Here is a 24,554-nt window from a genome sequence, read left to right as displayed (position 1 = left end):
TCATATGGCAGTTTTATCAAAAATTAGAGAACGATCAATGTTCTTAATCATCATTATTGGATTAGCACTTTTTGCTTTTGTATTAGATCCATCAACTCTTGGTGATTTTTTCAATTCTAGTAAAGTAAATGAAGTGGGTGAGGTAGATGGAGAAGCTATTTCTAGACAAGAATTTGCAAATGAATTAGAAAGTTACAAGAAACAAGCAGGAGGTAGTATTTCTGAAATGCAAGCTGCAAAAACAGTTTGGGAAAATATTGTTAGAAAAAAAGTATATAAAAATCAGTTAGATAAGGCTGGTATTACTATCGGAGAAGCAGATATTTGGAACGAGATTGTAAATGCACCTTTTGTGCAAAACAATCCACAATACCAAAACGAAGTGGGCATGTTCGATGAAAATAAGTTCAAACAATTCTTAGCAGATACAAAAGAAAACAATGCACAATTGTGGGCCCAGTGGTCTTCTTACATGAATCAATTAAGAGACAATGCGCAGACTAGTACTTTTAACAATTTAGTTACTGCAGGTTTAGGAGCTTCTTTAAAAGAGGGTGAAATGCAATACTTAGTAAATAATACTAAATTAAATGGCCAGTTTGTTTATGTGCCTTATACTTCTGTAGCAGATAGTTTAATAAAATTAAAAAAATCAGATATTGAAGCGTACATTAAAAGTCATAAAGATCAGTTTCAAGTAGAAGCTTCTAGAGATATTTCTTATGTTAAATTTGATATTTTAGCCACACAAGAAGACGAGCAAGCAATAATGGATAATATAGCAGGTTTAAAAGAAGATTTTAAAGTTACTGAAAATGATGCTTTGTTTTTATCTGAAAACGATTCTGATACTAATTTAAATACAGGTTATCAGTTTAAAAGTAATCTAAATGCACTTATAACAGATGCTATTTTCGAAGCAAACAAAGGAGACATTGTAGGGCCGTATAAAGATTTAAAGGCAATAAAATTATCTAAAGTTACAGAAGTAGTACAATTCCCAGATTCTGTAAAAGCAAGTCATATTTTAATTCCTTTTCTTGGAGCACAAAGAGTTGCTCCTGAAGTTACAAGAACAGAGGAAGAAGCGAAGCAGTTAGCAGATAGTTTATTGTCGGTTGTAAAAAGAAGAAGAAGTAAATTTTCCGATTTAGCAAAAGAATTCTCTTCAGATCAAGGCTCTGCGCAAAAAGGTGGTGTATATGATTGGTTTAATTATAATAGAATGACACCCGCTTTTAGAGACTTCACATTTGAAGGTAAAAAAGGAGACATGGGTGTTGTAAAATCCCCATTCGGTTTTCATGTAATTAAAATTGATGGTCAAAAGAACAAACAGAAAGTTGTAAAATTAGCAACTTATACTAAAAATATTGTTCCTTCTGAAGAAACTGAAAACGCTGTATTTAGACAGGCAGAGGAATTTGCCTTAGCAGTTTCAAAAGCAGATAATTTCTTTGACGCAGCAAAACAATTAAGTTACAAGCCTAGGCCAGCTGTTGGTTTAAAAGCTTTGGATGAAAATGTTCCTGGTATTGGAAATGAAAGACAAATTGTAAGTTGGACATTTAGCAATGAAATTAGCGTTAATGACTTTAAACGTTTTGATTTAGAAGGTAGCCACGTTGTAGCATTCTTAACAGGCAAAGAAGAAAAAGGATTAATGTCTGTAAATAAAGCAACAAGCAAAGTAAGACCAATCTTAATGAATGAGAAAAAAGCAGCAATACTTTTAGAAAAGTTTAATGGTGCTGCTTTAGAAGAAATTGCAAAATCTGCAGGATCTAGTGTAAGAACAGCAAATAATATTACCTTAAAAAGTCCTACACTTTCAGGTGTTGGGGTAGCCCCTAAAGTAGTAGGAGCTATGTATAACGCTGAAATTGGTAAAGTTTACAACAAAATAGAAGGTAATAGAGGTGTTTTTGCTTTTATACTAAAAAGCAAAGAAAGCCCAACAGCTCTTCCTAATTACGATGCTAACAGAAAACGAATCGCTGAGGCAAGAAAAAGACAAACATTTAAAATGTATGAGGCTATAAAGAAAGCATCTGATGTAGAAGACAATAGAGCTTTCATGTATAGTAATTAAAATTTCTACTAAATATAAAAATCCGTGCAAATCAATTGAACGGATTTTTTTGTACCTAGTATATTCTGCTATCTAATTTGGATAGTGTGTATAAAAAAACCTTTTTGAAAACATCATCAAAAAGGCTTTTTAAGTTTTTGTTAAAAGAGCTTATCCATTCATAGAGATTAAAAACTCATCATTATTTTTAGAGAATTTTATTCTTTCATTAATAAATTCCATTGCTTCTATTGGATTCATATCAGCAAGGTATTTACGCAGTACCCACATTCTTTGTACTGTCTTTTCATCCAATAATAAATCATCACGTCTTGTAGACGATTTAATAAGATCTATAGCAGGGTAAATACGTCTGTTAGATATATTTCTTTCTAGCTGAAGTTCCATGTTACCTGTTCCTTTAAATTCTTCAAAGATAACTTCATCCATTTTAGAGCCAGTTTCTGTAAGTGCAGTTGCAATAATGGTTAAAGAACCTCCATTTTCTATATTTCTTGCAGCTCCAAAGAAACGTTTTGGCTTATGTAATGCGTTAGCGTCAATACCTCCAGAAAGTATTTTTCCAGAAGCAGGAGCTACAGTATTATAAGCTCTTGCTAAACGGGTAATAGAATCTAACAATATAACTACATCATGCCCACACTCTACCAAACGTTTTGCTTTTTCTAAAACAATATTTGCTACACGTACATGTTTATCTGCAGGTTCATCAAATGTAGAAGCAACAACTTCTCCACGAACACTTCTTTGCATGTCAGTAACCTCTTCTGGACGTTCATCAATTAATAATACAATTTGATATACTTCTGGATGATTGGCAGCAATAGCATTAGCCACATCTTTTAGTAACATGGTTTTACCTGTCTTAGGCTGTGCTACAATCATACCTCTTTGTCCTTTTCCAATAGGAGAAAATAAGTCTATAATTCTAGTTGATAGCGAAGCTCCTTTCTCAGCTAAGTTAAATTTTTCTTGAGGAAATAAAGGTGTTAAATGCTCAAAAGAAACACGATCTCTAACTACGTTAGGGTTTAAACCATTAATCTTAGAAACCCTAATTAGTGGGAAATATTTTTCGCCCTCTTTAGGAGGCCTTACATTACCTCTAACTGTATCTCCAGTTTTTAAACCAAATAATTTAATTTGAGATTGAGATACATAAATATCATCAGGAGAAGATAAATAATTGTAGTCAGAAGAGCGTAAGAAACCATATCCATCTGGCATCATTTCTAGCACTCCTTCACTTTCTATAATACCATCAAATTCAAAATCAGGATCTTTATATCTGTTCCCAGATTTATTGTGATTTCTGTTGGTGTTATTTTTATCTCTAGCTGGTTTGTTGTTATTTTTTTGATTGTTATTTCGCTGTGGATTATTGTTGCGAGATACATTTTTATGAGTAGGTTTTTGTTCCTTCTCTTTAGTATCTATTTTTCGCTCTGCGGGTTTATTTTTAACAGTTGCACTTTTTTCTTTTACAGGAGCTTCTTTTACCTCTTCTTTTTGAATTGGCTTAGTACTTATATTCTCTGTATTTTTTGCTTCTGCAGAAATTGGAGCTTCTGTTGTTTTTGGAGTAGAAGAGCTTGTCTTTTTTACCACTCTTTTTCTTTTTGGCTTTTCAGATTTTGCCACAGTTGCAACTGGTTCTGTGCTTTTTTCGGCAGCGGGATTTGCAGCTTGAGTATCTAATATTTGATAAACAAGATCTAGTTTTTTTAATTGGCTAGTTTTAGTAAGTCCTATAGACTTGGCAACTTTTTGCAAATCTGCGAGAGTCTTTGCTTTCAGTTCAGAAATTTCGAACATTTAATATGATGATTAGGTTATGATATATCTTAAGATTTTAAGATTTTTGAAATTATTTTAAGATGTTTTTACTTATATATAGTACTATACAAGTTTTATTTGTGTGGGTATTATATTACAAATATATACTTTTTTTTTCACTTCTAAGTTTTTCTTTTTTTAAAAAGAAATTCTATTTTTGTAAACTAATTAATAAGAATGATTCAAAGAATACAAAGCATCTATTTACTGTTAGCATCTATTGTTTCTGGAGGACTAATTTTTGTATTTAATTTGTGGAATACAATTAAAGAGAAAATATTTGTTGTAGATTTGTTTTTAAAGGAGGCATTGTTTTTTAAAGTTATTCCTCTATTGTTTTTAGCGTCTGCAATACTATCATTTGTTGCATTGTTTTTATTTAAAAACAGAAAATTACAATTTGTAATTGGACGTGTTATAATTTTGATAAACCTTTTTTTATTAGGCTTATTGATGTATTTATCTCTAAATTTATCTGGAGAAACAGTAGTTTCTGAGAAAGGTATTGGGATGTTCTTACCAGTTTTGGTCGTATTGCTTATTGTTTTGGCAAATAAGGCTATTAAAAAGGATGAAGATCTTGTGAAATCTGTAGATAGGTTACGATAATTCTAGTAGATAGTATATTTAGTGCGAAAAGAACCGAGAATTTATTCTCGGTTTTTTGTATTTTAAGTAGTGTGTTTAAACTCTGTTAAATACCACGTTTTCCCAATTCAATAATTTCCATATTTTTAATATTTCCAGCATCTAATTCAAATCGCAACATGGTTCTTAATTTGTGAAATCCATGTTTTCCTGCAGCGCCTGGATTAAGGTGTAACAATTGTAATTTCTTATCATAAACTACTTTTAAAACGTGAGAATGCCCTGAAATAAATATTTTTGGTGGATTTTGACTGATTTCTTTACGTATTCTTTGGTTGTATTTATTGGGGTAACCTCCAATATGAGTTATCCAAACGCTAACTTCTTCTATAGTAAATTTTAAATCTAAATCAAATTCAGACCTAGCATCTTTATCATCAATATTTCCAAAGACAGCACGTAGCGGTTTTATTGTTTTAAGTGTATCTGTTACTTCTAAAGAGCCAATATCTCCAGCATGCCAGACTTCATCTGCTTGCTTCACAAATTTTAGGATTTGGTTGTCTATGTAGCTATGGGTGTCAGAAAGTAATAGTATCTTTTTCATGAAGTAACATCTTAAGAAAAATTTAAATGGCAAACCTAACCAAAAGTAAGGATAACAAAATAAATTCCGTAATTTTGAAAGGTCTAAAAAAAGATAATTCTTGAGGTATTTTATAGCACTTTCTTATAATGGAAAAAACTATCATGGGTGGCAAATTCAACCTGATGTAATTTCAGTCCAAGAAAAACTGAATTCAGCTTTAAGTACCATTCTCCAAAAAGAAATTACAGTAGTAGGTGCTGGAAGAACTGATACTGGTGTTCATGCCTCAGAAATGTATGCACATTTTGATTGTACTTTTCGTTTAGAAACTAATTTTGCCTTTAAGTTTAATGCAATTTTACCTAAAGATATTGTTGTAAAGAATGTGTTTCTAGTTGCAGATGACAAACATGCTCGTTTTGATGCGATTTCTAGAAGCTATGAATATAAAATATGGTTAGGAAGAAATCCTTTTTTATTAGATTTTGCTTGGCAAATTCACTCACAAAAACCAGATGTTGTTGTAATGAATACTGCAGCTAAATTGTTATTAGAGTATACAGATTTCCAAACTTTTTCTAAAGTAAAAACAGACGTCCATACTTATAATTGTAACGTAACTATTGCTTATTGGGAACAAAAAGGAGATGAACTTACTTTTCATATTACTGCCAATCGTTTTCTAAGAAATATGGTAAGAGCTATTGTAGGAACATTGTTGGACGTAGGGTTTGGTAAGATTACAGTGCAAGATTTTAAAAAAATTATAGAAAGCAAAAATAGAGGCAATGCCGGGCTTTCAGTACCTGCAAAAGGATTGTTTTTAACACATATAAATTATTAAATTTTGGCAGAAAATTCAGGGAATGCTTTTGATATGAAGATTTTTAAAAGGCTAATGTCTTTTGCAAAACGTTATAAATTATATTTTTTTATTGCGTCTTCTTCTACCATTTTACTTGCGTTATTTTCGGTGTTGTCTCCTTATATTCTAATTAACACCGTAGATGAATACATACTCACTAAAAACAAGGTAGGTTTATTGAATTATAGCTTATTAATGTTAGGAGTTCTTTTAATAGAAGTGATGCTTCAGTTTACATTCATTTACTTTGCAAACTGGGTAGGACAACATATCATAAGAGATATAAGAGCAAAAATCTTTAGACATATTTTACAATTTAAAATGTCTTATTTCGATAAAAATTCAGTTGGTAAATTAGTTACTCGTGTAGTTTCTGATATAGAAACAATAGCCGCTTTTTTTAGTAATGGGGTTTTCACAATACTGAGTGATATCTTAAAAATGTTTGCTGTAACTATAATCATGTTAGTCTTAAATTGGAAGTTAGCAGCAATAACTTTATTAATACTTCCTATATTAATTTATGCCACTAAACTTTTTCAAGTAGCTATAAAAGAGACTTTTCAGGAGGTTAGGAATCAAGTCGCTAATTTAAATGGTTTTGTTCAAGAGCGTGTTACAGGTATGAAAATCGTACAGCTTTTTAACAGAGAGAATATAGAGTATCAAAATTTTAAAGAAATTAACCAAAAACATAAAAAAGCATATATAAAAGCCATTTGGTATTATTCTGTGTTTTTTCCTATTGCAGAAATTTTATCTTCTATTGGTATTGGTCTAATTGTTTGGTTTGGAGGTGGACAAGCTATAAAAAACACGGGTATTTCTGTAGGTATGATTATGGGGTTTATTCAGTTTGCCCAAATGTTATTTAGGCCTTTGCGTCAAATTGCAGATAAGTTTAACCAGTTGCAAATGGGTATTGTTGCAGGAGAACGTGTCTTTAAGGTAATAGATACACAAAGTACTATAGATAAAAACGGAACATTTTTAGCGGAAAATTTAAAAGGTAGTATTGTTTTTAAAAACGTACATTTCTCTTATATAAAGGGTGAAGAAGTACTAAAGGGAATTTCTTTATCGGTAAATAGTGGACAAACCATAGCAATTGTAGGTGCTACAGGTGCAGGTAAATCTACCATAATAAACTTAATTAATCGTTTTTATGAGATAGATTCAGGAACCATTGAAGTAGACGAAGTTTCTGTTTCGAATTATGATTTAGAAAGCTTAAGAGACCAGGTTGCAATTGTATTGCAAGATGTTTTCTTATTTTCAGATTCTATTTTAAATAATATTACTCTAAAAAACACCTCTATTTCTTTAGATTACGTAAAAGAGGCAGCAAAAAAAATAGGAATTCACGAGTTTATAGAATCGCTTCCAGGTGGGTATCATTATAATGTAAAAGAGAGGGGTGCAATGTTATCTTCTGGGCAAAGACAACTTATTGCTTTTTTAAGAGCTTACGTAAGCAAACCAAGCATACTTATCCTAGATGAAGCAACGTCTTCTATAGATTCTCACTCAGAACAAATGATTCAGTATGCTACAGAAACTATTACCAAAGGAAGAACGTCTATTGTTATAGCTCATCGATTAGCAACAATAAAGCAAGCTGATAAAATAATAGTAATGGACAAGGGTTTAATTGTAGAGCAAGGCACGCATGAAGTACTATTACAAAAAGACTCTGGGTATTATAAAAATCTTTATGAAAAACAGTTTAGTGTAGATAAGGCTTCTTAATTATGCCAAATCATTTTTAAGTTTTTCATTCAATTCTTTTTTAGAATTATATAATACAAACTCTCCGTCTTTAATATAAGAGATTTCTCCTGTTTCTTCAGAAACTAAAATACAAACAGCATCTGTTTTTTCGCTAACTCCAATTGCTGCTCTATGCCTCAAACCAAAACGAGAAGGAATTTTTGTGCTATCAGAAATGGGTAGAATAACCCTAGTAGCAACTATATAGTTATCTCTTATTATAGTAGCACCATCATGTAAAGGACTATTTTTATAGAAGATGCTCTCTAAAATTACTTCATTTACAAGCGCATTCATAGCATCACCAGTATTAATTAAAAAGTCTAGATTATTTGTTCTTTCAACAACAATTAGTGCCCCAGTTTTAGATCTAGACATACTATTGCAAGCATTTAAAATTTGATCTGTATCAATTTCTGAAGTAATTTCTGATTGCAAAAATTTCAACTGTTTAAAAAAGTTTCTTTTAGTAGAGAAGTTTGTAGTTCCTATCATTAAAAGAAATTTTCTTATTTCTTGCTGAAAAACAATAATAAGTGCAATGACACCTCCAGAAAGAAGATATCCAAGAATACCACTTAGCATTTCCATTTTTAATGCCTGCGTGATTTTCCAGATTAAAAAGATTAATGCAATTCCAATAAAAATATTTATAGCAACAGTACCTTTTAGAAGTTTGTAAATATAGTAGAGTAATGTAGCTACTAATAAAATATCAAGCACATCTAAAAAAGAGAAGTCTATAAAGTCTAACATCTAAAAGTTTTCATTTAAAGTAAAAGTACTAATTAATTTTAGGAGTACAAGATAACTGTATACTCTAAATGTTTAATGCATGCGTTAAATAAGCTCTTTGCTAGATAATGCTTTTTTTAAATCTACTTTTATGTATTTGTGACTTTTAAAAAAAGAACGACCTGAGGTAAGTTGAATTGTAGCTTGTGTTTTTCCGTTCTTTTTTTCTTCTAATGCTGTAATCTTAACCTTTTGGTTTACGATATTTTTATAATTTGCAATACCTCCTTTTTTAATGATAAAATTATCTTTAGGAAATTTAATATGCTTGTAATTATTCATTTCAACTTTCGCAATTGTAAAAATATCACCCACTTTTACTGAATCACTGTTTTTTTGAGAAAAACTAGATAGTGATAAAAAAGCACACACAAACAAAGTAAATATTGAAGTTTTCATAATTTAAAGTTTAAAAAATTATACAAACAAAAATAATTAATTTAAAAATGTAATAAAAATAAAAATAGAAGTATAATTCTTAATGTATCGTTAAATAAAAATCAATTGCTTATTATAATTTATATCATATCATTTACTTTTTGTAGCTTTAGCAAACAATTCAATCCCTTATTATGAAAATAAAATTACTTTTCTATTTTACAGTATTTCTTCTTTTTTCTTCTTGTAATATAAATCAGAAAGAACTAAATGAAAAAGATACTTATGTACAAAATAATTATACAAAACAAGAGGTAGCTATTACTATGAGAGACGGCATTAAGTTGCATACAACTATTTATACTCCTAAAAACACCTCTAAAGTATACCCTATTTTAATGCAAAGAACACCATACAGTTCTAAACCTTATGGGACAGCTATGAAAAGTAAAATTGGTCCGAATACACATTTAATGAAAGATGGTTATATTTTTGTATATCAAGATGTAAGAGGAAGATGGATGAGTGAAGGAGTTTACGATAATATGCGTGCTTACATTCCGAATAAAGCAGAAAATCAATCAGATGAAGTCTCTGACACCTATGATACTATAGATTGGCTTATTAATAATGTAGAAAATAATAATGGTAAAGTAGGTACTTGGGGTATATCTTATCCTGGGCATTATGCAACAATTTCTACTATAGATGCACATCCTGCTTTAAAAGCTGCTTCTCCACAGGCATGTATTGGTGATTTCTTTTTTGACGATTTTCATCATAATGGAGCCTTTTTATTGAGTTATTTTAGAGCAATTTCTTTGTTTGGTACGTATAAAGATACACCTACAGATTCTGCTTGGTATTCCTTTCCAAAAATGAATTCTCAAGACCAATATCAATTTTTCTTAGACAAAGGACCATTAAAAAACTTAAACGATTATTTTCAATATGATAAATTAGATGTAAATGCTACAGTTTCTAAAGATAAAATAGACGATTTCTTTTGGAAAGAAATTGTAGAACATCCAAATTACGATTCTGTTTGGCAAAGTAAAGGTATCATTCAGCATTTAGATAAAGTACCTAGTACAGTAGCAACTATGATTGTTGGTGGATGGTTTGATGCAGAAGATTTGTATGGTCCATTAGAAACATATAAAGGCATAGAAAAAAATGGAGAAGGTAATTACAACACAATGGTTTTTGGACCTTGGGATCATGGAAAATGGTCTAGAAATACAGAAAGAAATACTGTAGGTAATTATTATTTTGGAGACTCTATCTCTTTAAAATATCAATCAGATATAGAAACTAAATTCTTTAATCATTTCTTAAAAGGTTCAGGAGATAAAAACTCTGGTTTGCCAGAAGCTTATGTTTTTGATTCGGGTATAAAAGAATGGAAGTCTTATGATTCTTGGCCACCTAAAAATGTGGTAAAACAAGACTGGTTTTTATCCGAAGATCAACAACTAATTAACAGTAAACAATCAACTAAAGGAATTAAATTTATTAGTGATGTTAAAAGACCTGTACCTTATTCAGAAGATATTAAAACGGTTTTTACACCAAGAAAATATATGACAGATGATCAACGTTTTGCCGCAAGAAGACCAGATGTTTTGGTTTTTGAAACTAATGTTTTAGACGAAGATTTTACTTTGGCTGGTGATGTTTTAGCAAAGTTAAAAGTTGCTACAACAGGTACAGCTGCAGATTGGATTGTTAAGGTTATAGATGTTCATCCTTCAGATGTAGAAGAAGATAATGAAACGTTACAAGACCATCTTAAAATGAGTAACTATCACTTAATGGTAAGAAGTGAAGTTTTAAGAGGAAGATTTAGAAATAGTTTTGAAAATCCAGAGCCATTTACACCAAATAAAAAAACAGCAGTAAATATTAAATTACAGGATGTTTTTCATACGTTTAAAAAAAGACATAAAGTACAAATTCAAGTCCAAAGTACTTGGTTTCCTCTAATAGATTTAAATCCGCAAACTTATGTAGATAATATCTATAAAGCAGATGAAGCTGATTTTAAAACTCAAACTCATACTGTTTTTACAGACTCAAGTATCGAGTTTTCAGTTTTACAGTAAAGTTTTAAATATTTTAAAAGCGTAACAATTTACATTTCGATAGGCTATTTTTGTAATATGTTTAAAAAAAGAATACCCATAGAGGAAGGCGATTTTTACTTAAATGAACAAGGTTATAAAGTTTTTACAGCACAATTTCATTTAAAGAGAGGTCATTGTTGTAAAAGCGGCTGTAAACATTGCCCTTATGGTTATGATAAGAAAACAGATAGCTTTAAATAGTTTCATTTTTTTAACTACCTGTTTATTAGTATTTTAAAATATAATCATCTAATTTGTATGGTTTTTATATAGGTAACTTATTTATTAAATTTAAATTTCTGGTTGTAACTTTACGATATAATGCAACACTTAGCACTTTTATGAGATTTTTAATTTTTACTATTTTATTTTTAGCTAGTTACCAACTTAGAGGGCAACAAACTGTCGAAGATGATTTTGAGGGAAATGGAACAATTTCTTCTTGGTTTGGAGACAATGCCAACATTAATGCAAGGTTAAATAATCCTTATAAAGAAGGTGTCAATACTTCAAATACAGTATTAGAATATAAAGATGTTGGCGGACAATATGCAAATATTAGATTTGATGTAGATGAAAATTTTGACTTTTCAGAAAAGTACACATTTACATTTAAAATCTATGTTCCAGCAGTAAGTGTTACTGGTTCTCAAACCAACCAGGTATCTCTTAAATTACAAAATAATACGTTAAATGAACCTTGGACCTCACAAACTGAGATTATAAAATCTATAGCACTGAATCAATGGCAAACGGTAACCTTTAACTTTAAAGATGACGTTTACAGTAATTTTGATCCGAATTCCCAACAACCCATAAACAGAAATGATTTTAATAGGGTTGTTCTACAGGTTAATGGAGAAAACAATACTGATAGAGTTACTGCATATATAGATGATTTTTTGTATGACGGAACTATAGCTGTAGATAATGATGAGCCAGTTTATGATAATTTAGTTTGGTCTGATGAATTTGATGGGCAAACAGGTGTTGTTACAGATTTAGATAACTCTAAATGGTTTAAACAAACCTATCCTATTATTAATGGTCAATCTTGGGCAAATGGAGAAATTCAGCATTATACAGGTCGTATCGATAATTCTTATGTAAGTAACGGTACTTTAAAAATTTTAGCTAAAAAAGAGATCTATTCAAATAATGGAGTAACTAAAAATTATACTTCTGCAAGATTGAATTCTAAATATGCTTTTACTTATGGTAAGGTAGAAATTAGAGCAAAAATGCCATTTGGTGTAGGTACTTTTCCTGCATTATGGATGCTTGGTCAAAATATCACAGAAACAGGTGGTTATTGGGCTGCTACAAAAGGTACTACTGGATGGCCAGATTGTGGAGAAATAGATATTATAGAACATTGGGGAGCTAATCAAGATTTTGTGCAAAGTGCCTTACATAATAGATCTAGTTTTGGAGGAACTGTAAATAAAGGAGGAAGAAGTATTAGTAATGCTTCTACAGAATTTCATGTCTATACTTTAGAATGGTCAGCAACAAAGATGAGGTTTAGTGTAGATGGGATTCAACATTACGAATATGCACCTGAGAATAAAAACATTCAAAATTGGCCTTATGATGCTCCACAGTATTTGTTGTTAAATGTTGCTATTTTACCAAATATTGCTGCCAATTTTACTGAGAGCCCTATGGAAGTAGATTATGTTAGGGTATATCAAGAATCAGTAAGTTTAAGTAATACTAATATTCCTTTAAAAAAAAAGGGATTTAACCTGTATCCTAATCCTACAAAAAATCAACTTACTATTCAATTAGGAACAGACATCTTAAGCAGTAAATTTATTATTTACTCAAGTACTGGAAAAAAAGTACATACTTTTTTTCAGAGTACTCAAATAAACACGTATGATATCTCTTTTTTAAAAAAAGGAGTTTATTTTATAAAAGCGTCAACTAACGATAATGCTACTATAACTAAACTTATAAAGGCTTAAAATCATCTAATTTATTTATTGTAAGTATATTAACTGTTGTGTAGTTTGTTTTTTTTTCATAGATTTAAAAAAACCTCAATTTGTTATGTATTACCAAAATCAATTCCAAAATTACAAAAGGCATCTTAAAGAAAGATATGCCAATTTATTAGAGCAATCTAACAGCTATCGCTTTGTAGATGAAGCTAAAAGCGATTTATCTGCATTTAAAGCAATGAAAATTTTAAAAAAAATAAATCAAGTTAGTTATTTAGACAGAGAGTTAATGGTGTAGTGCAGTGTACATTTCTTTAAAACAATTAAAAGCTTTTAATAACCGAGACCCATACCAAGAAGAAAATGCTCCATTTATAATCATTACTCTGTGGTTGTTCTGTTAGGCTGGGAACCAAACAGACAATTCTAGTGGGGGTTTTTTGCAATTAAAAAATGGTACCATTTGGTCTTTGAATTGCATTATTTCTATTTTAGAATTACTTCCATTTGTTGCTGTAGCTCTTTTGCTTTAAAAGCAGCTGCATTTGCAAAATCTTCATTTTTAGAAGCGTAAATTATTCCTCGAGAAGAATTGATAAGTAAACCAATATTCTCTGTTAAACCATATTTACAAACATCTTGTAAGTTTCCTCCTTGTGCACCAACACCAGGCACTAATAAAAAGGCTTTAGGAACTATTTTTCTAATCTCGGCAAAATATTCAGCTTTAGTTGCACCTACAACATACATTAAGTTTTCTGAATATTTCCATGTTTTAGAGGTCTCTAAAACCTGTTTATAAAGCTCTTTATTGTCAATTTTTTGAGTTTGAAAATCAAAAGCCCCTTCATTAGAAGTTAAAGCCAACATTATTGTATGCTTATCTTTAAAAGCTAAAAATGGCTCAACTGAATCTTTACCCATATAAGGAGCAACTGTTACAGAATCAAAAGCTAAATCTTCTAAAAATGCTTTTGCATACATGGTAGAGGTATTTCCAATATCACCTCTTTTAGCATCAGCTATTGTATATATTTCTGGGTAATTTTTATTCAGGTAATGAATTGTTTTCTCTAAAGATTTCCATCCTTTTAAACCATATGCTTCATAAAAAGCGGTGTTTGGTTTATATGCCACGCATAAATGGTGTGTAGCATCAATAATGGCCTTATTAAAATCAAAAATAGGATCTTCTAAAGTTAATAAATGAGTTGGAATCTTCTCTAAATCAACATCTAAACCGATACATAAAAAAGATTTTTTTTGATTAATTTGTGCTATTAGTTGCGAAGTTGTCATTAGTTTTGCTTAAAGTGATACAAAAATACTATTTTTAATGGGTAACACTCAAAAGATCCCTGTTTTTTAAACTTAAATTTAAATGAAAAAAATTATTGTTTTGTTTTTTTTGGTTGTAATGAGCTGTAAAAAAGAATACCCAACCTCATTTACAGAGTCTGCAAATTTAGAGATGCTTATTGGTTTAGACGGAACTAAGATTACTTTAAGAGAAGTTCTTTATAAACATAAAGGAAAAAAAATTCTGATAGATGTTTGGGCTTCTTGGTGTAAAGACTGTATTGTTGGCTTTCCAGATTTAGTAACATTACAAAAAGAATTCCCAGATGTTGCTTATGTATTTTTATCAACAGATTTTAGCAAGCCAGCATGGAAAAGAGCCATAAAAAAATACCAGTTAAAAGGAGACCATTACAATTTACCAAAAGGCATGAATGAAGGAGATTTTGTAGAATTTATAAATCTTTCTTGGATACCAACCTATATGGTGATTGATGAAAAAGGAGCTATTGTTGTGTTTAATGAAACAAAATCTACCGCTAAGGAAATTAGGAGAGCTTTGGCAGAACTCTAAGGAAACGTTGTAGTAAGTATTTTTTAATTCGAACAATATTTAAATGATCATTTCTTAATTTTACAATTAGATTTAAAGACACAACCATGAGAAAAAAAATAGTAGCAGGAAACTGGAAAATGAATATAAATGTTAATGAGACTAGAACACTAATAGCAGGTATTCATCAAGAAATAGAAGCATTTCAATTACAAAACACACGAGTTGTTATTTCACCTTCACATATAAATTTATCAACTGCTTTAGCATTAACTAAAGAAAGTATAATGGAAGTTGCTGCACAAAATATGCATCAAGCAAAAAATGGGGCTTTTACAGGAGAAGTTTCTGCAGACATGTTACAATCTATTGGAGTACAATCTGTAATTATAGGACATTCTGAAAGAAGAGAATATTTTAAGGAAACTGATGCTATTTTAGCAGAAAAAGTATCCGCTGTTTTAGAAAATGGTATGGAGGCTATTTTTTGTTTTGGTGAATTATTAGAAGATAGAAAATCTGGTAACCATTTTAAAGTAGTAAAAAGTCAATTGCAAAATGGACTGTTTCATTTAGAGAGTAAAGATTTTAAAAATATTGTTTTAGCTTACGAGCCTGTTTGGGCTATTGGAACAGGAGAAACCGCAAGCCCTGAGCAAGCGCAAGAAATGCATGCTCTCATCAGAAAAACACTTGCTGAAAAGTACAATCAAGAAGTGGCAGATTCAGTATCAATTTTATATGGAGGTAGCGTAAAACCTGCAAACGCCAACGAAATATTTTCTAAAGAAGATGTAGATGGAGGTTTAATCGGAGGTGCTTCTTTAAAACCTGCAGATTTTGCAGCCATTATTAAAGCAATTTAAACACAGCAAAAACACATACTTTAGTATAAAACCAATAAATTTGCATCAAGATTAAATCTTGATGCATTTTTTATTATGGATAATATATATATTGAATATACTTTTACATTAACACCAAAAGAACCAGTTTCAGAAATTTTAGTAGCAGAGCTAGGTGCTGTAGGTTTTGAGAGTTTTGTAGAAACTGAAACTGGTTTAATTGCTTACATTCAAAAAGACCATTATAATGCACATATTTTAGAAGATATTTATATTTTAAAGTCAGATGAATTTTCTATTTCTTATAAAGAAAAAGAGGTAGCACAAACCAATTGGAATGCTGAATGGGAAAAGAACTTTACACCAATTCAAGTAAACGATTTGGTAAGCATAAGAGCTCCTTTTCATGAGAATCCAAATTTAGAGTATGATATTATTATAGAGCCAAAAATGAGTTTTGGAACTGGTCATCATGAAACTACCCATATGATGATTCAGCATTTACTAGCACTAGATCTAAAGCATAAAAAAACGTTAGATATGGGGTGTGGAACTGGAATTTTAGCAATTTTTGCAGAAATGAAAGGTGCAAACCCTATTGATGCTATAGATATAGATAATTGGTGTTATGAGAACTCTATTGAGAATGTAAAACGCAATAATTGTACAAATATTAATGTTTATGAAGGTGATTCTTCTTTGTTGACCGATAAAAAATACGATGTAATTATTGCTAATATCAATAGGAATATTTTATTGAATGATATGGAAGTATATACAAATTGCTTAAATAAAAACGGTATTTTACTATTAAGTGGTTTTTATAAAGAAGATATTAGTACTATAGATACTGAAGTTTCTAAATTTAATTTAAATTTAGAAAAAACGATAGAAAGAAATAATTGGGTTGCTTTAAAATACAATAAATTGTAATTTTGAATTTATGAGTACAAAAGAAAAAATTCAAGAAGAAGTAGAAGTCTTAGAAAAAGAGGTTTTTCAGCATGAAATTGTATTGCATAATGATGATGTAAACACGTTCGATCACGTAATTGAATCTTTAATTAGTGTATGCGATCATAACTTAGAACAAGCAGAGCAGTGTGCAATGCTAGTTCACTACAAAGGAAAATGCACTGTAAAATCTGGCGAGTTTAAAGATTTAGAACCTAGGTGTTCTAAATTGTTACAATTAGGTTTATCTGCAGAATTGGTATAAGTATGGAAAATGTTCTAAAATATTATGAGTTTTCAGAGTTCATAAAAGACAATTCAGAAGCTTTTTCAAATAATGAGATTGCATATACTGAGTTGAATGAAACTCATTATTTAATTTTTGAAAAAGAAAAACATCAATATAATTTATATGTTTCTAAATACTCCTCTAAAAGCCAAATAGGTAAAGAAAAGCCTGAGATATTAGAAATTTTGGTAGAAAATTATGATAAAAGTATACCTGCCCACAGACTTGCAATTACACAATACTTAAAGTAAGTCTATTTTATAAATTTTTTTACAAAAAAAGTTGACGTACACCATTACAAGAAGATGATTTCTTTTTATTTTATCGAATACAGGAGAATAAAAATTTTAAAAGTCTATACATTGCAATTCAATAAACTTAAGGGCCTGAAATGGAGTTTTATATAATTCATTTAAAAATGGTACAGTTATTTTTGAAACAGATATTGATAATGTAAGCACCAATATATCAGTTCCTGAAGGTAAGTTCTGGTATGTTCTTCGTCAGACCGAAAGTTCTCTATACGACCCAACTTCTGGATATCAGTTTGTAATTCCTGGAGGTACTGAAATCTCACTTACTGCAATAGCCTATTATTCTGGAGAAGACCAAAATGGAGATGGTATAGTTGATGAATCTGAAGCCGAGGACACTAATGGAGACGGTGTAATTGACTTGAACGATGCTTATCAATCAAGGGGACTTATTAATGCTATTGAATATGATATCGCATCTTTTAATGAATCTCTTTCATCTATAAATCCAGCGCCTTTAAATAAAGTAATACTTTTTCCAAATCCAACAACCTCCAAAATTGCTTTAAATTCTAATAAAGATTATGAAATTGAAATATTTGATATGACTGGAAATAAAGTAATGGAAACAAGTGGCAATACTATTGATTTATCCGTTTTATCAAGTGCTATTTACATAGTCAAGACATTAGATAAAATGACAAAAGAGACAAATTCCTATAAGGTCGTAAAGAATTAAATAAGACATACTTTAAAATACAACCCTTACAGAAATGTAGTGGTTTTTTATGCTTTATTAAGTCTGCAATTATTATGTAAGTGGTTAACGTAGAATGAATATTGTTGAATTGTATGATAGGCTGAGATTATGAAATATAACTAATAAACCATAGGCATATCTTCCTCTTTTAATTCTGATATTTCTAAACCTCGTAAATAGGTTAAATTAAAGAATGTCTGATAGCTCTCTTTTGTTTGGTCATATATATTTATATTTGAGAAAAACTATTTGTTATGAAAAAACTACTCTTACTATCTTTAACTATTTTATTATTCTCTTGTGGTGGGTCTTCTGAATTTTGGCTTAATACAAAGCGTTACAACATCCCAAATATTATAAAAGAGCAGATTAGGAATGCTGATTGTGAAGAGTTGGAAGTTATGAGACAGAAATTTAAACTAATTGTAAAGAAAAAAAACAAATTAACAAAGAAAGAAATTAGAAATATTGGTCGTAAAAGGCATTACGGTATCATAGACTCTTTAAATGTATTAAGGTTTGGGGTTTTGATGAAACAAAGGGAATCAAAATGTAGAAAGAAACTAAAAGAAACAGGAAGCTTTCTAAGTAAAAAGAGTTTCAACTATTTGGGTATTGGATGAATTTATCTATGCTGATTACTACATTAGGGAACATCTCGAATAACGTCCAAAAGCAAAAAAGTACCTACCATTAAACCACCTCATTGTACAAATCTACAACTCGATTGTGCGTGTGTATTTTAATGTAACTTATGTTACTAAAAAAGTCTAAATAATAATATATTTTTGGATTGATAAATTTTTTAATAATATTAAGATATATTGAAAAAGAAAATTAATTAGCATTTAAAAGGCACTTATAGAAATATAGGTGTTTTTTATTATATTAAATGTGATAATATAGATGATTCTATTGCTAATATTTGTGATTAGTGGTTCATGATAAGGTGTGCGAATTTTGAAATAAAAATTAACTAAAAAGAGCGATACTGCGCCCTGTACTGCGCCCTTTTTCAAAATTTAAGCATAAAAAAAGAGTTACAAATTAATGTAACTCATTGATTTTGAATTTGTGACCATGCTAGGATTCAAACCTAGAACCTCTTGAGCCGTAATCAAGTGCGCTATTCAGTTGCGCCACATGGCCTTTTTGCGGGTGCAAATATAGCTGTTTTTTTTAAACTAAGAAATCTTAGAATGAGTTTTTAAGAATTAATTTCTTTTTCATAAGCTGCTACAATGGGTTTAGCTTTTTCTATATCTACATCTAAAACTTGTAACTCAATCGCAGTTCTATGCTCTCCAAAACCGCCTAATCTTGCAGATTCCACTCTGTCTTTAATTAAAGCGCTTATGTTGTGGTCCTCTAATCTGTTTTGCAATCCCTTTACGAGAATGGATGAACCAGAAAATACGGTAATGTGCTGATTTTTCATATTTTTTTAATCTAAAGATTTCATTGTTACTAAGGCTCTCCAACCAATAATTGCCAATTGCATCTTTGAGGCTTTAGAGATATCCAATTTTTTTTTAGTAAATGAAGGCAATACTAACTTATTTAGTTTGGCTAGTATTTTAAAAGCTTTTTGTTGCATTTGTTATTCCCTTTGTCGTTAAATTTAAGTAAAATTAACCATTTTCCGTGATTTTTCTTCTTCGTAAGAAATTAACCAACTTTTTAGAGCTTTTTTTATCTCATTTATTATTAAAACTAAAATGGGTTTTATAAAAGAATCAATTTATATAATAGTGCAATCTTGTATCTTTGCAAAAACTTTTTTGATGAATTTTTTATGGATTGGTCTAGGTTTAGTATTGTTGATTTTTGGAGGTGATTGGTTATTAAAATCAGCAGTTGCTTTATCTCTTAAATTAAAAATATCTAAAGTTGTAATTGGAATGACAGTGGTTTCTTTTGCAACCTCTGCTCCTGAACTTATTGTTAGTATAAATGCTGCTTTAACAGGAGCGTCAGACCTGACATTGGGTAATGTAATAGGTTCTAATATCGCAAATTTAGGTTTGGTTTTAGGGGTAACTTTACTATTATGCACCTTACACGTTCACAAAGATTTTTACAAAGTAAATTGGCCCGTAATGCTCATTGCATCTGTACTACTTTATGTTTTTTTAGAAAATGACCGAGTAATTGATCAACCAGAGGGTTTACTTCTATTTACTTTATTAATTTCTTTTATTGTATATCTTTTAAAAACACAAAAAAATAAGCATTCAGAAATTGTGTTAGAGGATGAAAATCAGTTATCTAATAGTAAGATTTTTGTTTTTTTTAGCCTTGGATGTTTTGGGTTATGGCTTGGCTCTGAATTATTGATAAAAGGCGCAACTGCATTAGCGTTAGAATTTGGCGTTACAGAACGTGTTATAGGGGTAACACTGGTGTCTATTGGAACCAGTGTGCCTGAATTAGCAGCTTCTATTATTGCAGTACTAAAAAAAGAAAAAGCCATTTCTTTAGGGAATTTAATTGGGTCTAATATATTTAATATTTTAGCAGTTATTGGAATTACTGCAATGATTACACCCATTTCATTATCAGATCAAAAACTTTTAACTAGCGATATTTTCTGGATGTTAGCTATTGTTATTGTTTTACTCCCAATGGTTCTTATTCCTAAAAAAAATATACTTAATTGGATGCATGGTGCTGTGTTGTTGTTAAGCTATATACTGTTTGTGGTTTTTACATTATAATTTTATATTAATGAATAAATATTTAATTCTCTTTTTAACTCTTTTTGTAGTTTCTTGTAATTCTAAAGATAAGCGACCTTTAATTGGTAAAACAACCTATCAACAGCAGTTGAATGCAAGTTTTAAAGATGCCACAACATCTCCTTTACTTCCAAAAGATTTAAAAAATTTTAAAGGACTCGATTTTTTTCCTGTGGATAGTTCTTTTATTGTAAAAGCGACGTTTACGCCAATTAAAAATGCACCAATTTTTGAAATGCTAACCACAACAGAAAGAGCTCCTTTATACAAGGAGTTTGGAGTTGTAAATTTCACATTACAAAATAAACCATTAGCGCTTACGATATATCAAAGTCAAGATGATTTAAAAGACGAGAAATACAAAGACTACCTTTTTTTACCTTTTACAGACAATACCTCTGGGTCTGAATCTTATGGTGCAGGTCGTTATATGGATATTATGCTTGGAGATCTTATTAAACACAATACTATTATTTTAAATTTTAACAATACATATAACCCCTATTGTGCCTATAATGCAAAGTATTCTTGTCCATTAACTCCTAGAAAGAATCATTTAGATATTGAAGTAAAAGCTGGTATTAAAACGTTTAAAAAATATTAGGGATTAAGTCTAATACTATTTTTTTTATCTAGCAAAATACCATTTTCCAAGGCCTTTAAGTGAGGTTTTCTAATTTTTAATTTGGTTTTAGCATGAGCTGCCATGTTTAATTCACCAAATAATTTAGCTGTAGAAATAGCGGTATTTAAAAGTTCTTCTGGTTGTACAATGGCATCTAGAAACCCAGCAGTTATTGCTACTGCAGGAGTATATATTTCTGCATTAATAACACTTCTATTTAAATATACTTCTGAGAGTCTAGCTCTAGCAATGGCCACGCCTGCATTATGCATTGTCATTCCTATTGCCACCTCATTCAAGCCTATTTTAAAATTGCCTTGCACACCAATTCTATAATCTGAAGAAAGTAATAAAAAAGCACCTTTGGCAATAGCATGGCCATTACATGCTATTATAATAGGAAGTGGAAATTGTAACATTCGTAGCGAGAGCTTAGAGCCTTCAGTCACTAAATCTATAGCGTCTTTAGGTGACTTTTTCATGATACTTAAATCAAATCCACCTGAAAAAACACCCTCAGTTCCTGTTAAAATAACCACTTTACTTTCCTTTTCGGCTATATGTAACCCTTCGTGTATTCCAGAAATTACCTCATGAGAAATTGCATTTGCCTTACCATTGTTAATAGTTATAACAGCGTAATTTTCTTGTGATTGATAAGTTACAAGTTTATTCATTTTAAAATTTGGATTTATTTGATAACATACACGCCAGCAAATACAGCTAAAAAACCAATTGCAAAACTTGCTATGGTATAAAAAGCAAAAGAGCTAAAATCTCCTGATTTTAAAAACACGTGGTTTTCGTAGGCAAACGTAGAAAAGGTAGTAAAGCCACCACAAAAACCAGTTGCTAAGAGCAAAGTGTGATTATCAGAAATAGTATCGGTTTTTGCAGCATAACCTAAAATTAGTCCAATTAGAAAGCTTCCTAAAATGTTAACTGCAAATGTACCATAAGGTATACCTGTTTCTGTATTGTTTAGCCATTTACTAATACAATAGCGAAGAACGCTACCAAAGCCACCACCAATAAAAACAAAAAGTAGGTTTTTCATTACAGCTCTAATTCATCAATATTTCTCCAATTCTTTTTGGTAACAATGGTCCCTTTATTTAAAATCATAATTCCAGGATTAGCTCTAATCATTGTTTTTAAAGTTGTTTCATCGCAAAATAGAAATTCGAAATCTAGTTTATAGCGTTTTTTGGTAAGTTCTATAATGTCAGCAAAAGATGCAGATACTCCGTAAACCTTATATCCTTTTTGTTTTGCTTGCATTACAGTTTCTATGATATTTGGAAATGCTTTAAAATCAGATTTTTCTAAACTAGGCATAATAATGAGTAGCACTTTGTCCATTTTCAAGATTTCAGGTGCTAAATCGTTTTGAGCATCTTCCAAAAAGAAATCATGAATAGGAGGTATACTTCCATCATTTTTATATTCCATTCCCTTTGGGATGTTTTTACCTACAGCATAGGCTCTAAAGTCAATTATAGGCAAGTTTACCAGCACATACCAGGTAATTGTAGCAGACACTATTAAAGATAAAAAAACAACAAACCCATTGTTGTTTCTAACAAAAACACGATTGATAAACTTTATCTTGAAACCTATAAAAAATATTAAGATAGTAAGAATTACATCTTTCCAAAATGTTTCCCAAGGAGAGAGTTTAATAGCATCTCCAAAACAACCACAGTCGGTTACCTTGTTGTAATACGCAGAATACCAGGTTAAAAAGAGGAAGAAAAGAATTATTAGTTTTAAACTGTTTACGGTAAACTTTACTTTCCAACCCACTAATAGCGCAAACCCTAAAACAATCTCTGCAATAATTAAAAAGATGGCAAAAGGTAAAGCATACGGAATTAAGAACTCTAAATTCAATACACCTTCAGAAAAATACTCTTCAAATTTGTACTGGGAGCCAATAGGGTCTACTAATTTTACGAATCCCGAAAATATAAAAAGACCACCAACAAGTACCCTAGCAATTTGAACAAGTATTTTCATAAATTTTAATTTAAAAGGTAAAACATATCAGGTATTATGCCAAGTGAATCATTGCAAAAATAGCATAGTTAATCATATCCTGGTAGTTAGCATCAATGCCTTCAGATACTATGGTTTTCCCTTTGTTATCCTCAATTTGTTTTACGCGTAATAATTTCTGTAAAATTAAATCTGTTAAACTAGATACACGCATATCTCTCCAAGCTTCTCCATAATCATGATTTTTGTTTAGCATTAAATCTTTAGTGATTTTTAGATGCTTGTCATACAATAGAGTTGCTGCTTCTGTAGATAAATCTGGGTTTTCAACCACTCCTTTTTCTAATTGTACTAAAGCCATAATTGAGTAGTTTATTATACCAATAAATTCTGGTTTAATACCTTCATCTACCTTACGAACTTCGTTTTCTTGTAATTGTCGAATTCGTTGTGATTTTATATAAATCTGATCTGTTAATGAAGGTAAACGTAAAATGCGCCAAGCACTTCCGTAATCAGACATTTTTTTAATAAATAAATTCCTGCATTCTTCAACTACAGCGTCATATTGTTTTGAGGTCTCTTGCATTATTTTAATAAAAGAATTTATCAAATGTAGTAAATCTTAGGGCTATTTCATTTATTTTTACCATGAAATTATTTCTGATTTGATGAAAAGAGTTGTTGTTTTTTGTGGTTCTAGTCTTGGGTATAAATCGTCATATAAAGATGCAGCTATAGCTCTTGGGTATTATTTTGCAAAGCACGAAATAGGTTTAGTTTACGGTGGAGGAAAAATAGGAATGATGGGTGTTTTGGCAGATACTATTTTAGCACAACAAGGAGAGGTAATAGGAGTAATTCCAAAGCTTTTAGAAAAAGAAGAAGTAATACACCCTAATGTAGAGGAGATGATTGTTTGTAAAACAATGAGTAAGCGTAAGGTGCTTATGAGTCAGTTAGCAGATGGTTATATTACGCTTCCTGGTGGTTTTGGAACTTTAGATGAATTGTTTGAAGTGTTGACTTTAAGTCAATTGCAAATTGAGCAAAAACCAATCGGACTTTTAAATAGTAATGGTTTTTTTAATGCTATTTTAGCACAGATAGATCATATGATTGCAGAAGGTTATATAAAACCTGAAAATAAAAAATTATTGTTAGTCGCAGATTCAATAGAAGAGTTAATGCAGAAAATGCAACAATATAAGGCACCAAAAAAAAGAAATGTAATTCAAAAGGTTGTTCAATAAC

General features: G+C 30.4%; 29 protein-coding genes and 1 tRNA gene. 18 read left to right on the top strand and 12 right to left on the bottom strand.

Annotated elements, in window-relative coordinates; translation table 11 throughout:
* Positions 1–4: 4 nt before the first annotated feature.
* On the top strand, positions 5–2,092 hold the full coding sequence (locus Q0L44_RS11110; RefSeq protein ID WP_296638528.1) for a peptidylprolyl isomerase: 2,088 nt from the start codon (positions 5–7) through the stop codon (positions 2,090–2,092).
* A gap of 150 nt (positions 2,093–2,242) precedes the next feature.
* Here Q0L44_RS11110 and rho read toward each other — a convergent pair whose 3' ends face one another.
* Positions 2,243–3,907, bottom strand: a complete 1,665-nt coding sequence (gene rho, locus Q0L44_RS11105) for a transcription termination factor Rho (protein WP_296638525.1) — start codon at positions 3,905–3,907, stop codon at positions 2,243–2,245.
* A 198-nt stretch (positions 3,908–4,105) separates the two neighbouring features.
* Between rho and Q0L44_RS11100 the strand changes: the two genes are divergently transcribed.
* Positions 4,106–4,537 carry a DUF4293 family protein gene (locus tag Q0L44_RS11100; protein ID WP_296638524.1) on the top strand — a complete coding sequence of 144 codons (432 nt, stop codon included), beginning with the start codon at positions 4,106–4,108 and terminating at the stop codon, positions 4,535–4,537.
* Between the two features lie 85 nt (positions 4,538–4,622).
* Here the strand turns inward: Q0L44_RS11100 and Q0L44_RS11095 are convergent, their stop codons facing one another.
* The gene (locus Q0L44_RS11095) at positions 4,623–5,123 is read right to left on the bottom strand and encodes a metallophosphoesterase family protein (RefSeq protein WP_296638521.1); all 501 of its coding nucleotides are present in this window, start codon (positions 5,121–5,123) and stop codon (positions 4,623–4,625) included.
* A gap of 100 nt (positions 5,124–5,223) precedes the next feature.
* Here Q0L44_RS11095 and truA point away from each other — a divergent pair, with 100 nt between their 5' ends.
* Positions 5,224–5,949: a tRNA pseudouridine(38-40) synthase TruA gene (truA, locus tag Q0L44_RS11090; protein ID WP_296638518.1), complete on the top strand. Its 726-nt coding sequence runs from the start codon at positions 5,224–5,226 to the stop codon at positions 5,947–5,949.
* 3 nt (positions 5,950–5,952) lie between these two features.
* Positions 5,953–7,719, top strand: coding sequence for an ABC transporter ATP-binding protein (locus tag Q0L44_RS11085; RefSeq protein WP_296638515.1), 1,767 nt, complete (start codon positions 5,953–5,955; stop codon positions 7,717–7,719).
* Here the strand turns inward: Q0L44_RS11085 and cdaA are convergent, their stop codons facing one another.
* Together cdaA and Q0L44_RS11075 are read right to left on the bottom strand one after the other, a co-directional pair.
* Positions 7,720–8,496 carry a diadenylate cyclase CdaA gene (cdaA, locus tag Q0L44_RS11080; RefSeq protein WP_296638513.1) on the bottom strand — a complete coding sequence of 259 codons (777 nt, stop codon included), beginning with the start codon at positions 8,494–8,496 and terminating at the stop codon, positions 7,720–7,722.
* A gap of 84 nt (positions 8,497–8,580) precedes the next feature.
* Positions 8,581–8,934, bottom strand: a complete 354-nt coding sequence (locus Q0L44_RS11075; protein ID WP_296638512.1) for a dihydroorotase — start codon at positions 8,932–8,934, stop codon at positions 8,581–8,583.
* 173 nt (positions 8,935–9,107) lie between these two features.
* Between Q0L44_RS11075 and Q0L44_RS11070 the strand changes: the two genes are divergently transcribed.
* The 4 genes from Q0L44_RS11070 (at position 9,108) to Q0L44_RS11055 (ending at position 13,283) form a co-directional block, all read left to right on the top strand.
* Positions 9,108–11,018: a CocE/NonD family hydrolase gene (locus Q0L44_RS11070; protein ID WP_296638510.1), complete on the top strand. Its 1,911-nt coding sequence runs from the start codon at positions 9,108–9,110 to the stop codon at positions 11,016–11,018.
* A 57-nt stretch (positions 11,019–11,075) separates the two neighbouring features.
* Entirely contained in the window at positions 11,076–11,240 is a 165-nt protein-coding gene (locus Q0L44_RS11065) for a DUF5522 domain-containing protein (protein WP_296638508.1), read from the top strand.
* A gap of 140 nt (positions 11,241–11,380) precedes the next feature.
* The gene (locus Q0L44_RS11060; protein ID WP_296638506.1) at positions 11,381–13,009 is read left to right on the top strand and encodes a family 16 glycosylhydrolase; all 1,629 of its coding nucleotides are present in this window, start codon (positions 11,381–11,383) and stop codon (positions 13,007–13,009) included.
* Between the two features lie 85 nt (positions 13,010–13,094).
* Complete coding sequence (locus Q0L44_RS11055) at positions 13,095–13,283, top strand: Lacal_2735 family protein (RefSeq protein ID WP_296638504.1); 189 nt, start codon at positions 13,095–13,097, stop codon at positions 13,281–13,283.
* A 188-nt stretch (positions 13,284–13,471) separates the two neighbouring features.
* Here the strand turns inward: Q0L44_RS11055 and pyrF are convergent, their stop codons facing one another.
* Entirely contained in the window at positions 13,472–14,284 is an 813-nt protein-coding gene (gene pyrF / locus Q0L44_RS11050) for an orotidine-5'-phosphate decarboxylase (RefSeq protein ID WP_296638502.1), read from the bottom strand.
* Positions 14,285–14,366: 82 nt separating this feature from the next.
* Between pyrF and Q0L44_RS11045 the strand changes: the two genes are divergently transcribed.
* The 7 genes from Q0L44_RS11045 (at position 14,367) to Q0L44_RS11015 (ending at position 18,562) form a co-directional block, all read left to right on the top strand.
* Positions 14,367–14,858, top strand: a complete 492-nt coding sequence (locus tag Q0L44_RS11045) for a TlpA disulfide reductase family protein (RefSeq protein ID WP_296638500.1) — start codon at positions 14,367–14,369, stop codon at positions 14,856–14,858.
* 86 nt (positions 14,859–14,944) lie between these two features.
* On the top strand, positions 14,945–15,703 hold the full coding sequence (gene tpiA / locus Q0L44_RS11040; protein ID WP_296638498.1) for a triose-phosphate isomerase: 759 nt from the start codon (positions 14,945–14,947) through the stop codon (positions 15,701–15,703).
* 75 nt (positions 15,704–15,778) lie between these two features.
* Positions 15,779–16,615, top strand: a complete 837-nt coding sequence (gene prmA / locus Q0L44_RS11035; RefSeq protein WP_296638493.1) for a 50S ribosomal protein L11 methyltransferase — start codon at positions 15,779–15,781, stop codon at positions 16,613–16,615.
* A gap of 10 nt (positions 16,616–16,625) precedes the next feature.
* Positions 16,626–16,901 carry an ATP-dependent Clp protease adaptor ClpS gene (locus Q0L44_RS11030; RefSeq protein WP_296638492.1) on the top strand — a complete coding sequence of 92 codons (276 nt, stop codon included), beginning with the start codon at positions 16,626–16,628 and terminating at the stop codon, positions 16,899–16,901.
* Positions 16,902–16,903: 2 nt separating this feature from the next.
* Entirely contained in the window at positions 16,904–17,176 is a 273-nt protein-coding gene (locus tag Q0L44_RS11025) for a hypothetical protein (protein ID WP_296638490.1), read from the top strand.
* 424 nt (positions 17,177–17,600) lie between these two features.
* Positions 17,601–17,918, top strand: a complete 318-nt coding sequence (locus Q0L44_RS11020; RefSeq protein ID WP_296638487.1) for a T9SS type A sorting domain-containing protein — start codon at positions 17,601–17,603, stop codon at positions 17,916–17,918.
* Positions 17,919–18,193: 275 nt separating this feature from the next.
* The gene (locus Q0L44_RS11015) at positions 18,194–18,562 is read left to right on the top strand and encodes a hypothetical protein (RefSeq protein ID WP_296638485.1); all 369 of its coding nucleotides are present in this window, start codon (positions 18,194–18,196) and stop codon (positions 18,560–18,562) included.
* A 452-nt stretch (positions 18,563–19,014) separates the two neighbouring features.
* Here the strand turns inward: Q0L44_RS11015 and Q0L44_RS11010 are convergent.
* From Q0L44_RS11010 to Q0L44_RS11000, 3 genes are all read right to left on the bottom strand, one after another.
* A tRNA-Arg gene (locus Q0L44_RS11010) sits at positions 19,015–19,088 on the bottom strand.
* A 58-nt stretch (positions 19,089–19,146) separates the two neighbouring features.
* On the bottom strand, positions 19,147–19,377 hold the full coding sequence (locus Q0L44_RS11005) for a DUF2007 domain-containing protein (protein WP_296638482.1): 231 nt from the start codon (positions 19,375–19,377) through the stop codon (positions 19,147–19,149).
* A 6-nt stretch (positions 19,378–19,383) separates the two neighbouring features.
* Positions 19,384–19,536 (bottom strand): SsrA-binding protein, encoded by a 153-nt coding sequence (locus tag Q0L44_RS11000; RefSeq protein ID WP_296638480.1) that lies wholly within the window; start codon positions 19,534–19,536, stop codon positions 19,384–19,386.
* 187 nt (positions 19,537–19,723) lie between these two features.
* On the opposite strand from Q0L44_RS11000, the gene Q0L44_RS10995 reads away from it, so the two are divergent.
* Entirely contained in the window at positions 19,724–20,656 is a 933-nt protein-coding gene (locus tag Q0L44_RS10995) for a calcium/sodium antiporter (protein ID WP_296638477.1), read from the top strand.
* A 10-nt stretch (positions 20,657–20,666) separates the two neighbouring features.
* Positions 20,667–21,281 carry a DUF1684 domain-containing protein gene (locus tag Q0L44_RS10990; RefSeq protein WP_296638475.1) on the top strand — a complete coding sequence of 205 codons (615 nt, stop codon included), beginning with the start codon at positions 20,667–20,669 and terminating at the stop codon, positions 21,279–21,281.
* On the opposite strand, the gene Q0L44_RS10985 is transcribed toward Q0L44_RS10990, so the two are convergent.
* The 4 genes from Q0L44_RS10985 to Q0L44_RS10970 are packed head-to-tail and all read right to left on the bottom strand — an operon-like array spanning position 21,278 to position 23,889.
* Complete coding sequence (locus Q0L44_RS10985) at positions 21,278–21,979, bottom strand: crotonase/enoyl-CoA hydratase family protein (protein ID WP_296638470.1); 702 nt, start codon at positions 21,977–21,979, stop codon at positions 21,278–21,280. The two genes, Q0L44_RS10990 and Q0L44_RS10985, sit on opposite strands and share 4 nt — an antisense overlap.
* Positions 21,980–21,993: 14 nt before the next feature.
* Entirely contained in the window at positions 21,994–22,359 is a 366-nt protein-coding gene (gene crcB / locus Q0L44_RS10980) for a fluoride efflux transporter CrcB (protein ID WP_296638467.1), read from the bottom strand.
* Positions 22,359–23,321 (bottom strand): DoxX family protein, encoded by a 963-nt coding sequence (locus Q0L44_RS10975; protein WP_296638464.1) that lies wholly within the window; start codon positions 23,319–23,321, stop codon positions 22,359–22,361. The genes crcB and Q0L44_RS10975 overlap by 1 nt, the downstream gene beginning before the upstream one ends.
* A 34-nt stretch (positions 23,322–23,355) precedes the next feature.
* On the bottom strand, positions 23,356–23,889 hold the full coding sequence (locus tag Q0L44_RS10970; protein ID WP_296638460.1) for a DUF1599 domain-containing protein: 534 nt from the start codon (positions 23,887–23,889) through the stop codon (positions 23,356–23,358).
* Positions 23,890–23,971: 82 nt separating this feature from the next.
* Here Q0L44_RS10970 and Q0L44_RS10965 point away from each other — a divergent pair, with 82 nt between their 5' ends.
* The gene (locus Q0L44_RS10965) at positions 23,972–24,553 is read left to right on the top strand and encodes a TIGR00730 family Rossman fold protein (protein ID WP_296638457.1); all 582 of its coding nucleotides are present in this window, start codon (positions 23,972–23,974) and stop codon (positions 24,551–24,553) included.
* The last annotated feature ends 1 nt before the right edge of the window (position 24,554 follow it).

The organism is Polaribacter sp., assembly GCF_024639685.1.
In the GTDB taxonomy this organism is placed as follows: Bacteria; Bacteroidota; Bacteroidia; order Flavobacteriales; family Flavobacteriaceae; genus Polaribacter.
This window is presented reverse-complemented; position numbering and strand designations above follow the sequence as displayed.